Source organism: Actinoplanes sp. NPDC049265 (genome assembly GCF_043197135.1).
Lineage (GTDB): Bacteria > Actinomycetota > Actinomycetes > Mycobacteriales > Micromonosporaceae > Actinoplanes.
Genome location: NZ_JBICSP010000001.1, coordinates 1,076,820 through 1,088,556 on the forward strand (window position 1 = coordinate 1,076,820; position 11,737 = coordinate 1,088,556).

An 11,737-nucleotide genomic window follows, 5' to 3' on the forward strand; every position below is an offset into this window, starting at 1 on the left:
CCGCGGGGCCGTGAGCCGTCCCGGCCGGGACAACCCGGCGGTGGGGCACCGGGGGTGACCCACCGCACAGCCCGCGGGTGGGCCAGGTGCGCGTTCGGTCGTGCGTACCCCATCAAGGGGTTTCTGAGCTACCGTAAAAGAATGCTTCCATGGAATACATCTCGGCTGGCGGCGTTGTTCGATGACGTGGTCAGGGTGGAGATCGAGCTGTGGGACGCCGTCGACCGGCGGCTCCGGGAACGCTTCGGGCTGCCGGTCGGGCGGTTCCAGACGATGCGGGTGATCGCGGCCGGCCGCGACGACCTGCGGGTGCAGGACATCGCCGCGACCATGGCCGTCACCGTCGGCGGGATCAGCAAGCTCGTCGACCGGATCGAGGCGGCCGGGCACTGCGTCCGCACGGCCAACCCGGCCGACCGGCGGTCCTCGTTCATCGCGATCACGCCCGGCGGCCGCGAACTCGTCGATCAGGCCGAGCAGGTGCTGGCCGAGGAACTCACCCGGCTGCTGCCCGCCGACGGTCTCGACGAGCTCGCCACCACGATGGCCACGCTCCGCACCGTGCTGATCGAGAGGAACCCGAGATGAGTGACACCATGCGCGCGATCGTCCTGGACGCCCCCGGGCCACCGGAGGCCCTGGCCGAGCGCCGGTTGCCCATCCCCGAACCGCGACCGGGCCAGGTGCTGATCAAGGTCACCGCGTTCGGCCTCAACCGCTCCGAGCTGCACCTGCGGCTGGGCCTGGCCGAGAACGCCACCTTCCCCCGGGTGCCGGGCATCGAGGCCACGGGGGTGGTGGCGGCCGCGCCGGGCGGCGAGTTCGCCGCCGGGCAGCAGGTGATGGCCATGATGGGCGGGATGGGCCGCTCCTACGACGGTGGGTACGCCGAATACACGCTGGTGCCGGCCCGGCAGGTCGTCCCGTTCCACAGTGACCGCCCGGCGGCCGAACTCGGCGCCATCCCCGAGACGCTGCAGACGGCGTACGGGTCGCTGACCGTGGGACTGGACGCGCGGCGGGGGCAGTCGGTGCTCATCCGGGGCGGCACCTCGTCGGTCGGGCTGACCGCGGCCGTGCTGGCCAAGCACTGGGGGCTGACCGTGCTGGCCACCACGCGCAGTGCGGCCAAGGCCGACGCGCTGCGCGGAGCCGGCGTCGACCACGTGCTGTTCGACGACGGGCGGGTGGCCGACCAGGCGCGGGCGATCCTCCCGGACGGTGTGGACGGTGCGATCGAGCTGGTCGGGGCGCCCACGCTGCGGGACACGTTGCGGGCGGTGCGCGTACAGGGAACGGTCTGCTTCTCGGGGCTGCTCTCCGACGAGTGGATCGTGAAGGACTTCTATCCCATCGACTACCTGCCCACCGGCGTGCGGCTGACCTCCTACTCCGGCGACGCGCCCAACCTGCCCGCGGCCGCGCTGCAGGAGTTCCTGGACGCCGGGCTGCGGGTGCCGGTGGCCAAGGTCTACCCGTTCGAGCGGATCGCCGACGCGCACGACGACATGGAGAACAACCGGGTCGCCGGGAAGCTCGTCGTCACGGTTTGAAGCGGTAGCCGATGCCCGGCTCGGTGATCAGGTACCGCGGCCGGGACGGCTCCGGTTCGAGCTTGCGGCGCAGGTTGGCCAGGTGCACGCGCAGATAGTTGGTCTCGTTCTCGTAGCGCGGGCCCCACACCTCGCGGAGCAGATCGCGCTGGGTGACCAGCTTGTCCGGGTGACGGACCAGCACCTCCAGCATGTGCCACTCGGTCGGGGTCAGGCGCACCTCGGCCCCGGCCGCCGTGGTCAGGCGTTTGGCGCTGAGGTCGACGATGAAGTCGGGGGTGGTGACCACGGCGGCGCCGGGCGCCGGGGCGGCCCTGCGCATCGCCGCGCGCACCCGGGCCAGCAGCTCGTCCATCCCGAACGGCTTGGTCACGTAGTCGTCGGCGCCCGCGTCCAGGGCGGCCACCTTCACCGCCTGGGCGTCACGAGCCGACAGCACGATGATCGGCGTCGTCGTCCAGCCGCGCAGGCCGCGCACCACCTCGACACCGTCCAGGTCGGGCAGGCCCAGATCGACGATGGCCAGGTCCGGCGGCTGCCGGGAGGCCGTTTCGAGCGCGGTACGCCCGTCCACGGCCGTCGCCACCTGGTAGCCGCGCGCGTTCAGGTTGATCCGCAACGCCCGCCGCAGCTGGTCGTCGTCGTCGACCACCAGGATCCGCCCGCTCACCCGGTCGCCTCGCGCAGCACGATCGTCATGGTCAGGCCGCCGCCTTCCGTCCGGGTCGCGGCCAGAGTGCCGCCCTGAGCCTCGGTGAAGCCGCGCGCGATGGCCAGGCCGAGGCCCAGCCCGCCGCCGGTGTGGTCGTCCAGCCGCTGGAACGGCGCGAACGCCGCCTCGAGCCGCTCCGGCCGGATCCCCGGACCATGATCCTCCACCGCCAGGGTGATCCGGCCGCCGGCGGCCCGGCCCCGCACGGTCACCGGCCCGCCGGCGGCACGCGCGTTGGCGACGAGATTGGCCAGGACCCGCTCCAGCAGGCCGGCGTCGGCCAGGGCGGGCGGCAGATCGTCGGGTACGTCGACCAGCACCGGCCCGCCGTCGTCGAGGACCACCTGGGCCACCACCCCGTCCACGGCCACCGGGCGCACGTCGGCGGCGAGCGCCCCCGCCTGCAACCGGCTGACCGCCAGCAGGTTGTCCACGACCCCCGCCAGCCGGTCGGCCGACTCCTCCACGGTGGCCAGCAACTCACCCCGATCCTCGTCGCTGAACGTGACATCGGGCTGGCGCAGACTCGACACCGCGGCCTTGATCCCGGCCAACGGCGTACGCAGATCGTGCCCCACCGCCCCCAGCAACGCCGAACGCAGCCGATCCGTCTCGGCCAGCCGCGCGGCCTCCGCCGCCCGCGCCGCGGTCGCGTCCACGGCCAGCCCGGCGGCCACCGCCACCAGCAGATACACGACCAGCGCGACCAGGTTCTCACTGCCCTGCACGGCCAGCGTCCGATACGGCGGCACGAAGAACCAGTTCACCAGCAGCTCGGCCGCGACCGCCGCGCCGAGCGCCGGCCACAGCCCGCCGAAGGCCGCACCCACGAGCACCGGCACCAGAAACAGCAACACCACCACCGGCAGCGCCAGCGAGTCACGGAACGGCACCATCGCCCCGGTGGCCACACCGAGCGCGCCGACCGCGGCGATCACTCCACCGACCCGGGACCGCTTCACGGCCCGATTCTCTCCCGCCCACCCCGCATCCGGCCCTGTTCCCGCCCGGCCGGCCGGTTCAGGCCGCGGCGCGGTTCTTTTTCGACTCGTACATGGCCACGTCGGCGCGGGCCACCACGTCGTCGGTGGCGAACTCGCCCGGATCCGAGAGGGCGACGCCGATGCTGGCGCTGGGCTGGACCATTGTCTCGCCCACGTCGATCGGCTCGGCCATCGCCGCGGTGATCCGGCGGACCACCGCCCGGGCCTGGGCCTCGTCGGTCAGGTCGGGCAGGACTATCGCGAACTCGTCACCGCCGAGACGGGCGACCAGGTCGGAACCGAGCACGCAACGGCGCAGCAGGTGACCGAAGCCGACCAGCAGCTGGTCGCCGGCGCGGTGGCCCAGGGTGTCGTTGACCTGCTTGAAGCCGTTCATGTCGATGACCAGCACGCCGACATGGGTGCCGTTGCGGGAGGCCCGGGCCAGGGCGCGCGGCAGCTCCTCGTACAGCTGGAAGCGGTTGGCCAGGCCGGTCAGGCCGTCGGTCACGGCCAGGCGGCGGCTCTCCCGGGCGGCGACCATCTGCCGGGCGAAGACCAGCGACGACACGATGAACGCGCCGACGATCAGACCGCCCGACGGGAACGGGTCCCGGACGCCGACGGTCAGCATCAGCAGGGCGTAGCCGGGGATCACGGTCAGGTAGGGCCAGCGGGGCGGACGGGACGACGCGGTGCCCTCGCCGGACCAGCCCAGGCGGTCGGGGCGGCGGCAGTACCAGCACTGCACGTAGGGCGCGAGCATGAACAGGAACATGCCGCCGGTCCAGAGGCTGGTCTGCAGAGCGGACGGGATGAACGGTCCGCCCTGGTTGATCACGTACGCCCGGACGGTGTCGCCGACCAGCACCAGCAGCACCGAGGCGACCAGCACGAGCAGCGGTCGCCGGGCGGCGGGCGCGCCGGGACCGCGCATCAGGACCACGCTGATCCCGAACAGCAGGGCCGCCCCGAACAGCGGGTGCACCACGCTGGGCACGATCTCCCGCCAGGTCGTGGTCCGGTCGTCGACCAGCGCCGGGCTGACCACGTAGAACCACAGCACCATGGCCGAGCCGACGCCGACGAGCGCGGCGTCCAGGCGCAGCTTGGCGCGCTCGGCCGCCGACCCGGGCAGCCGCGCGAAGGCCAGAATGCCGATCAGGGTGGCCGGCTGGATGAGTAGCCGGCCCACGTCGGCCGGACCGGGGAAGGGGCGCCCCGGAAAGATCGCGTACAGCACGATGGTCAGCGGCCACAGGGCGAAGGCCGGCAGCATCAGCCGCCACGCCCGCTTCAGGTGCCGCGGCAGGGCGCGGCCGCGCCGGACGGTACGCAGGGCGAACACCAGCCCGAGCACGGCGAAGGCCAGTTGCGCGCCGCCGGCGACCAGGCCGAACAGCGCCGACTCCGACGACCCGGACAACTGGATCGCGACCAGGGCGAAGCCACCCAGCCCCACGAGCACCACCAGGCCGGCGGTGTCCCAGCCGCGCAGCGGGCTCCCCATGATCCCACTGTTCGGCGGGGCTCCACCGAAGCTGAGGGTCAGTTGCGGTCGAGCTCGTCGAGCAGTCGGTCGAGCTCGGCCAGGGCGGTGCGGGCCAGCTCGTTGTCGTCCTGCTCGGCGACCAGATCGGCCACCCGGGCCCGGGCCGCCCGCGCCTGGGCGGTGGCCACGGCCAGCCGGCGCCGGGCCGACTCCCGGGCCCGCCACTCGGTGACGAAGCCGCCCAGGCCCCAGCCGGCGGCCAGCAGCAGCGCGACGAACAGGAACGTCGGGAGCGACGCGCCCCGCAGGTGCAGGATCACGCCCGTCACGGCGTACCCCGTCAGGCTGAGCAGGACCACGACGGCCCGGCGGCGCCGCAGGTGCGCGCCCACCGAGTAGAGCGCGATCAGCACCCCCCACGTCGCCAGCGACGCCGGGTAGGCCATGGCCTGGCTGACCGCCCAGGCCGCGCCGACCGCCGCGAGCACCTGCGCCGGCCATCTGGTCCGGGCCAGCAGCGGCAACGTCTGGGCCAGGATCAGCAGCACGCCGAGCGCGTCCAGCGGCCGCGACGGCAGCTCGGCGAGCCGGATGCCCACGCCGTCCAGCGCCGGCACGAACGCCAGCGCGGCGAGCAGGAGTACCACGAGTGCCACAGCCGGTTGACATTAGCGTGTCCGAGCCCGCCGCGAGAGGCCCCCGTGTCCGATGATCGGACCCATGACCGCCACGAAGATCCTGCTCGACGAGTCGGAGATGCCGCGCCGCTGGTACAACCTGATCCCCGACCTGCCCTCGCCCCCGCCGCCGGTGCTGCACCCGGGCACGCTCCAGCCGATCGGTCCCGACGACCTCGCGCCGCTGTTCCCGATGGCGCTGATCGAGCAGGAGGTCACGACCGAGCGGTACGTGGACATCCCGCCCGAGGTCCTCGACGTGTACGCGCTGTGGCGGCCGTCCCCGCTCTATCGCGCGCACCGGCTGGAGAAGGCGCTCGGCACCCCGGCCCGCATCTACTACAAGTACGAGGGGGTGTCGCCGGCCGGCTCGCACAAGCCGAACACGGCCGTGCCGCAGGCCTACTACAACGCCTCCGCGGGCATCCGCCGGCTGACCACCGAGACCGGCGCCGGCCAGTGGGGGACGGCGCTGGCCTTCGCGGCCGGACAGTTCGGGCTGGAGTGCGAGGTGTGGCAGGTGCGTGCCTCGTACGACCAGAAGCCCTACCGCAAGATGATGATCGAGACCTTCGGCGGGACGATCCACCCGTCGCCGTCCGACCTGACCGCCGCAGGCCGGGCCGTGCTGGCCGAGCACCCGGACTCGCCCGGCTCGCTGGGCATCGCGATCAGCGAGGCGGTCGAGGTGGCGGCCCAGCACCCGGACACCAATTACGCCCTGGGCAGCGTGCTCAACCACGTGCTGCTGCACCAGACCATCATCGGTGAGGAGGCGCTGCTCCAACTGGCCAAGGCCGGCGACACCCCGGATGTGATCGTGGGCTGCACCGGCGGCGGCTCCAACTTCGGCGGGCTGGCGTTCCCGTTCCTGCGCGAGAAGCTGGCCGGGAACATGTCACCGGTCATCCGGGCGGTCGAGCCGGCCGCGTGCCCGTCGCTGACCAAAGGCACGTACGCCTACGACTTCGGTGACACCGCCGGCATGACCCCGCTGATGAAGATGCACACCCTGGGCCACGACTTCATTCCCGACCCGATCCACGCCGGCGGCCTGCGCTACCACGGGATGAGCCCGCTGCTCAGCCACGTCTACGAGCTCGGGCTGATCGAGGCGGTGGCCAAGACGCAGAAGGAGTGCTTCGAGGCCGGCGTCCGGTTCGCGCGCAGCGAGGGCATCGTGCCCGCCCCGGAGCCGACGCACGCACTCGCGGCCTGTGTCGAGGAGGCGCTGCGGTGCAAGGAGACCGGCGAGGAGAAGGTGATCCTGACCGCGCTGTGCGGGCACGGCCACCTCGACCTGCCCGCGTACGGCCGATTCCTGGCCGGCGACATGGTCGACCACGAGCTGTCGGCCGCGTCACTCGAGGCGTCTTTCGCCGGTCTTCCGGAAATTCCGGTCCGACGTTAAGAATGGGTTATGCGCAATGCCCTGGTGGTCCGCGGCGGCTGGGAGGGGCATCAGCCCGTCGAGGCCACCGAGCTGTTCATCCCGTTCCTCGAGGACAATGATTTCTCGGTACGCGTGTCCGACGCGACATCCGTGTACGCCGAATCCTCGTACCTGGCGACCGTCGATCTGATCGTGCAGTGCGTGACCATGTCGACGATCGAGAAGGACGAGCTCCAGGGCCTGATCGGCGCCGTGGCCGGGGGAGCCGGGTTCGCGGGCTGGCACGGCGGGATCTGCGACTCCTTCCGGGCCAGCTCGGACTACCTGCAGCTGGTCGGCGGGCAGTTCGCGACGCACGCCGCGCGCCTGCCCCCCGACGAGCGCACCGGCGACATGTCCGACAACTACGTCGGCCACCGCGTCAACGTCGTCGCCGGCGAACACCCGATCATGGCCGGGATCAGCGACTTCGACCTCCACACCGAGCAGTACTGGGTGCTCAGCGACGACTACAACGACGTGCTCGCGACCACGACCACCGCGACCCGGCCGTGGGGCGAGTGGTCCCGGCCGATCACCGCCCCGGCCGTCTGGACGCGTCAATGGGGCCGTGGCCGGGTGTTCGTCTGCACACCCGGCCACCGGGTCGAGGTGCTCGAGGACGGCAACGTCCGCACGATCGTCGAGCGCGGCCTGCTGTGGGCGGCCCGATGAGGGTCGGCATCGTCGGCGCCGGCAAGATCAGCGCCCAGTACAGCGAAACCCTGCGCCGCCTGCCGTCCCTGCCGGTCACCGCGGTCGCCGACCTGTCGGCCGAACGGGCCGCCGCCCTGGCCGCCGAACATCCCGGCGCCCGGGTCCTGACCCTGGACGACCTGTGTGCGTCCCCCGACGTCGACGTGGTCCTCAACCTGACCACGCCCGCCGGCCACGCGCCCGTCGCGCTCTCCGCGATCAAGGGCGGCAAGCACGTGTACGGGGAGAAGCCCCTCGCCCCGGCCCTGGACGCGGCCCGGTCCATGATCGCGGCCGCCGCGACCGCCGGCGTGCGGGTCGCCTGCGCTCCCGACACCGTCCTCGGTGCGGGCATCCAGACCGCGCTGGGCGTGCTCGACTCCGGTGTGATCGGCGCCCCGCACGCCGCGACCGCGTTCATGACCACCCCCGGCCACGAACGCTGGCACCCCGACCCCGAGTTCTACTACCAGCCCGGCGGCGGCCCCGTCCTCGACATGGGCCCCTACTACCTGACCACCCTGGTGCACCTGCTCGGCCCGGTCCGCCGGGTCAGCGGCCTCTCCGCCCGCCCCCAGCCGTCCCGCACCATCGGTTCCGGCCCGCGCGCCGGCGCCTCCTTCCCGGTGACGATCAACACCCACACGGCCGGCTTCCTCGAACACGCCAGCGGCGCCGTCACCACGGTCATGTTCAGCTTCGACACGTGGGCCGCCCGCCTGCCGCACATCGAGGTCTACGGCCGCGACGGCTCGCTGTCGGCCCCCGACCCGAACCGCTTCGACGGCGAGGTGCACGTCTACACCCGCGACACCCTGGCCTGGACGACGGTCCCGCAGACGGCCGGCCACACTCCCGGCGGCCGCGGCGTGGGCCTGGCCGACCTGGCCGCCGCGGTCGAGACCGGTACGCCGCACCGCACCGGCGCCGACGTGGCCCTGCACGTCCTCGAGGTGATGCTGGCCCTGGAGTCGAACACGGTCACCGACCTGACCACCACCTGCACCGTCCCCGCCCGCCTGCCCCCGGTCCGACGCTGATGCATATCTGTGCTCAGAGCGGTCAGGGCCGCTCTGAGCACAGATACGCATCACCCGGGCCGGCTCAGGCGTACGCGATCCCCGCGATCTGGGTGTTGAACGGCACGAACGGCGAGTGCAGCCGGTACGCCCGCACGTCGACCCGGCTGAACCCGGCGCCGCGCACCTGGGCGGCCAGGTCCCGTTCGCACGAGCACCCCTCGAACGTCCACGCCCACGGCCGGCGCAGCGCCCGCTGCAGCCCCCGGGTGAGGGTGCCGTCCGGTGCGGCGACATGCTCCACGAACCGGAACGTACCGCCCGGGCGCAGGATCCGCCGCACCTCGGCCAGCACCTCACCCGGGTCGGCCACCGTGCACAGCACCAGCGACGAGATCACCGCGTCGGCCGAGCCGCCGGGCAGGCCGGTCCTCTCGGCCACCCGCTCCCGCAGGTCGAGACGTACGCCGCGGCGCCCGGCCGCGGCCGCCAGCCGCCCGTGCATCGGCCGATTGGGCTCGATGGCGATCAGAGTCGTCCCCGGCGCCAGATACCTGAGGTTGGCGCCGACACCCGCCCCGATCTCGACGACCGTGGACGGCAGATCGGCGTACACCCGCTGCTTGTGCCGGCGCACGCTCCGGTCGATGTACGGCCCCAGCACGCCGAAGAACGCCGCGTTGAACGCCCCGCGCCCCCGGTGCACCTCGAAAGTGGAAACAGTCACGCGAACGACTCTGCCCGTGGCCCGGCCCGCCGGTCAGGCGTGGAACTACCCCACTTCGCGGCTGAACCAGGCCGCGATCTGCGCGCGAGACCGGAACCCGAGCCGCACCCGGATCCGTTCGACGTGCCCCTCGGCCGAGCGCTCGTCGATGCCCAGCCGGGCCGCGATCTCGCGGTTGGTACACCCCTGACTGACCAGCCCCGCCACCTCCCGCTGCCGGGCCGTCAGCCCGTCGGCGCCGCGCCGCCCGACTGGCAGCCCCAGGAACCGCCGCACCACCCGGACCAGCTCGTCCCGATCACCCGCGTACGGCAGGTGCGACCGCCCCGGCAACAGCTCCAGCCGGGCCCCGGCGATCCCTGCCGCGAGCGCCTCGGCCTGCGCCACCGGCGCCGCCCGGTCACCGGTCCGATGCACCACCAGCGTCGGCGCGCGCACGTCCCCGAGCCGATCCGCGACGTCCAGCTCGTAGCTCAGTGCCAGCAGCGCTCGCGCCGTGGCCGCCGTCGAGCAGGCCCGCTGATATCGGGCCAGCTCCGCCCGCGTCGACCGGTCGGCGTCCGGCGCGAAGATGTCGGTCAGCACATCCGACCCCAGCCCCCAGTGCGACTCGACCAGACCGAGCACATGATCGCGTACGCCCGGCGGCGACAACGCGTCGCCCCGGACCCACCCGCCGTACAACACCAGCCGCCGCACCGTCTCCGGATGCCGCGCCGCCCACGCCACCGCGACCGGCGCCCCCATCGACGTACCCATCAGGTCGAACGGCTCGCCCAGCACCCCGGCGACCGCCTCGAGCTGCTCGAGCTCGAACGCCAGCGACGGCGGCCTCGCCACGGCCGGCGACAGCCCGCTGCCGGCCCGGTCGTAGCGAATCAGCCGGCGCCCCTGGGCCAGCGCCTCGTAGAGCGCCCGCTCCGCCCCAGGCCCCCAGCTCAGCTCCAGGTGCGTGAGCCAGCCCATCACGTAGACCAGCGGCCGCCCGGCGCCGGCCGACGCGTACGCCACCGTGGTGCCGTCGGCCAGCCTCACCCGATCGAGTCGCTGCCGCACACCGCGATTGTCGCTCACCCTAGCCGGCGGGCCAGCTCCACGCGCTCGCGCCACCCGCGGCGGATCGCGTCGAGCCGGGTGCGGTGCTCCGCCTCCCAGGGGCCGAGCCGCTGGTCGACGATTCGCATCGCCAGCAGGTACGCGGGCCGCCGGCAGTCGGCGTCGGCGGCGTATCTCGCGTCCATGTCCACGCCCGGCATCAGGAAGTCCTCGCGTACCCCCACGGCGTAGCCGTACTTGACCTTCATACAGCCCGGATAGTCGCGCATGGCCGCGGCGACACCCGGATCCCGCACCACGGCCAGCAGGATGTCGCTGACATCGGGCACCGCGTTCCAGCCGCCGGGTGGTGGAACCGAGGTGTAGCCCTGGCCACCGAACCGGTCGGCGCAACCCTGGAAAACGGCCATGTCCTGGCGGCGGACCTTCGGGTGCGGCAGCCGCGCGTACGCCCGTTCGTTGAGCACGTAGCGACGCGGGCCCGCGGTGAGCGAGTCGATCAGGGACATCCGCCCGGTGCCGTAGCCCAGGTCGGCGTCGGTGAAGTCGCGGTAGAAACTGGCGAACGGCGGCATCCGGTACGGCCGGCTGTGCGCGCGCATGCAGGCCGCGATCCCGCCCTCGATGCGGTGGAAGTTGAGCCTCTCGGCCGCCCGGACCTCCTCGAGATCGCCATAGATCCGGCGGTGCAGGTCGTCGAGCCGCGCGGCGGCCACCGCCACGTCGAATGGCCGGGCGGGTGCGGGTGCCGGTGCCGAGGCCGCCGCGACCACGAGCAGCCATACCGGCAGTGTCCACCAGCGTCGGCCCATGCCCCGTGCAACGACGGGGCGGCGATTCCGGTGCGCGTCAGCGGGTGTAGCCGTGGCGGGCCAGGTGGGCGGCGCCGGGGAGGTAGGCCGCCGGGTCGGACGGCGCGAAGGCGCCGAGGCCGTCGACGTAGCGGTTGAACATGCTGAACGCGGCGGCGATGAGGACCGTGTCGTGGATCTCGGCGTCGGTGGCGCCGGCGTCGCGGGCGTCGGCCACCAGCTGCTCGGTGACCTGGTGGCCGTCCAGGCGGGTGGCCGCGGCCAGGTGCAGCAGGGCGCGGAGCCGGGGGCTGATCGGGGCGGTCGCCGGGTCGGCCAGGACGGCGTCGACTAGCGGGCGCCCCTCGGGGAGGTGTTCGGCGGCCACGGCCGCGTGGGACAGGTGGCAGAAGGTGCAGTCGTTCAGGGCCGACACGTACGCGGCGATCAACTCGCGGTCGCCGGCGTTGTCGCCGCGCAGCAGGGCGTCGGCCAGTTGCATCAGGGCCCGGCCGGTCTCGGGCCGGTAGCGGAGCAGTCCTCGGATGCCGGGTTCGGCGGCCGCGTCACCCAGATCGATGTACGCCATCACCCGACCC

General features: G+C 73.1%; 13 protein-coding genes. 5 read left to right on the forward strand and 8 right to left on the reverse strand.

Features of this window, described 5'->3' with window-relative positions; all coding sequences use genetic code 11:
- Positions 1 to 141: 141 nt before the first annotated feature.
- A complete protein-coding gene (locus ACGFIO_RS05165) occupies positions 142 to 588 on the forward strand; it encodes a MarR family winged helix-turn-helix transcriptional regulator (RefSeq protein WP_392822213.1) in 447 nt (148 codons plus the stop codon).
- Entirely contained in the window at positions 585 to 1,553 is a 969-nt protein-coding gene (locus ACGFIO_RS05170; RefSeq protein WP_392822216.1) for a zinc-binding dehydrogenase, read from the forward strand. Before ACGFIO_RS05165 ends, ACGFIO_RS05170 begins: the two co-directional genes overlap by 4 nt.
- On the opposite strand, the gene ACGFIO_RS05175 is transcribed toward ACGFIO_RS05170, so the two are convergent.
- The 4 genes from ACGFIO_RS05175 to ACGFIO_RS05190 are packed head-to-tail and all read right to left on the reverse strand — an operon-like array spanning position 1,543 to position 5,396.
- Positions 1,543 to 2,223, reverse strand: a complete 681-nt coding sequence (locus ACGFIO_RS05175) for a response regulator (RefSeq protein ID WP_392822217.1) — start codon at positions 2,221 to 2,223, stop codon at positions 1,543 to 1,545. The genes ACGFIO_RS05170 and ACGFIO_RS05175 overlap by 11 nt on opposite strands.
- Positions 2,220 to 3,227 (reverse strand): DUF4118 domain-containing protein, encoded by a 1,008-nt coding sequence (locus ACGFIO_RS05180; protein ID WP_392822220.1) that lies wholly within the window; start codon positions 3,225 to 3,227, stop codon positions 2,220 to 2,222. The genes ACGFIO_RS05175 and ACGFIO_RS05180 overlap by 4 nt, the downstream gene beginning before the upstream one ends.
- Positions 3,228 to 3,285: 58 nt before the next feature.
- A complete protein-coding gene (locus ACGFIO_RS05185; RefSeq protein WP_392822222.1) occupies positions 3,286 to 4,758 on the reverse strand; it encodes a diguanylate cyclase domain-containing protein in 1,473 nt (490 codons plus the stop codon).
- Between the two features lie 38 nt (positions 4,759 to 4,796).
- Positions 4,797 to 5,396, reverse strand: coding sequence for a hypothetical protein (locus ACGFIO_RS05190; RefSeq protein ID WP_392822225.1), 600 nt, complete (start codon positions 5,394 to 5,396; stop codon positions 4,797 to 4,799).
- Between the two features lie 64 nt (positions 5,397 to 5,460).
- Between ACGFIO_RS05190 and ACGFIO_RS05195 the strand changes: the two genes are divergently transcribed.
- Genes ACGFIO_RS05195 through ACGFIO_RS05205 form a run of 3 tightly spaced genes read left to right on the forward strand, consistent with a single transcriptional unit; the run spans position 5,461 to position 8,585 of the window.
- Positions 5,461 to 6,828, forward strand: coding sequence for a TrpB-like pyridoxal phosphate-dependent enzyme (locus tag ACGFIO_RS05195; protein ID WP_392822226.1), 1,368 nt, complete (start codon positions 5,461 to 5,463; stop codon positions 6,826 to 6,828).
- Positions 6,829 to 6,837: 9 nt separating this feature from the next.
- Complete coding sequence (locus ACGFIO_RS05200; RefSeq protein ID WP_392822228.1) at positions 6,838 to 7,524, forward strand: ThuA domain-containing protein; 687 nt, start codon at positions 6,838 to 6,840, stop codon at positions 7,522 to 7,524.
- A complete protein-coding gene (locus ACGFIO_RS05205; protein WP_392822231.1) occupies positions 7,521 to 8,585 on the forward strand; it encodes a Gfo/Idh/MocA family protein in 1,065 nt (354 codons plus the stop codon). The genes ACGFIO_RS05200 and ACGFIO_RS05205 overlap by 4 nt, the downstream gene beginning before the upstream one ends.
- Before the next feature lie 64 nt (positions 8,586 to 8,649).
- On the opposite strand, the gene ACGFIO_RS05210 is transcribed toward ACGFIO_RS05205, so the two are convergent.
- From ACGFIO_RS05210 to ACGFIO_RS05225, 4 genes are read right to left on the reverse strand one after another with little or no spacing between them, the layout of a single operon-like run.
- The gene (locus tag ACGFIO_RS05210; protein ID WP_392822233.1) at positions 8,650 to 9,291 is read right to left on the reverse strand and encodes a class I SAM-dependent methyltransferase; all 642 of its coding nucleotides are present in this window, start codon (positions 9,289 to 9,291) and stop codon (positions 8,650 to 8,652) included.
- 45 nt (positions 9,292 to 9,336) lie between these two features.
- Positions 9,337 to 10,347 (reverse strand): alpha/beta fold hydrolase, encoded by a 1,011-nt coding sequence (locus ACGFIO_RS05215; RefSeq protein WP_392822236.1) that lies wholly within the window; start codon positions 10,345 to 10,347, stop codon positions 9,337 to 9,339.
- Positions 10,348 to 10,361: 14 nt separating this feature from the next.
- Positions 10,362 to 11,159 (reverse strand): hypothetical protein, encoded by a 798-nt coding sequence (locus tag ACGFIO_RS05220; protein ID WP_392822238.1) that lies wholly within the window; start codon positions 11,157 to 11,159, stop codon positions 10,362 to 10,364.
- 37 nt (positions 11,160 to 11,196) lie between these two features.
- The gene (locus tag ACGFIO_RS05225) at positions 11,197 to 11,727 is read right to left on the reverse strand and encodes a carboxymuconolactone decarboxylase family protein (protein ID WP_392822240.1); all 531 of its coding nucleotides are present in this window, start codon (positions 11,725 to 11,727) and stop codon (positions 11,197 to 11,199) included.
- Between the last annotated feature and the right edge of the window lie 10 nt (positions 11,728 to 11,737).

Bases quoted from the DNA above. Each gene is read 5' to 3' on its own strand.
- ACGFIO_RS05165 (WP_392822213.1), top strand. From the start codon at position 142: ATGCTTCCATGGAATACATCTCGGCTGGCGGCGTTGTTCGATGACGTG.
- ACGFIO_RS05170 (WP_392822216.1), top strand. From the start codon at position 585: ATGAGTGACACCATGCGCGCGATCGTCCTGGACGCCCCCGGGCCACCG.
- ACGFIO_RS05200 (WP_392822228.1), top strand. From the start codon at position 6,838: ATGCGCAATGCCCTGGTGGTCCGCGGCGGCTGGGAGGGGCATCAGCCC.
- ACGFIO_RS05225 (WP_392822240.1), bottom strand. From the start codon at position 11,727: ATGGCGTACATCGATCTGGGTGACGCGGCCGCCGAACCCGGCATCCGA.
- ACGFIO_RS05195 (WP_392822226.1), top strand. From the start codon at position 5,461: ATGACCGCCACGAAGATCCTGCTCGACGAGTCGGAGATGCCGCGCCGC.
- ACGFIO_RS05220 (WP_392822238.1), bottom strand. From the start codon at position 11,159: ATGGGCCGACGCTGGTGGACACTGCCGGTATGGCTGCTCGTGGTCGCG.
- ACGFIO_RS05205 (WP_392822231.1), top strand. From the start codon at position 7,521: ATGAGGGTCGGCATCGTCGGCGCCGGCAAGATCAGCGCCCAGTACAGC.
- ACGFIO_RS05185 (WP_392822222.1), bottom strand. From the start codon at position 4,758: ATGGGGAGCCCGCTGCGCGGCTGGGACACCGCCGGCCTGGTGGTGCTC.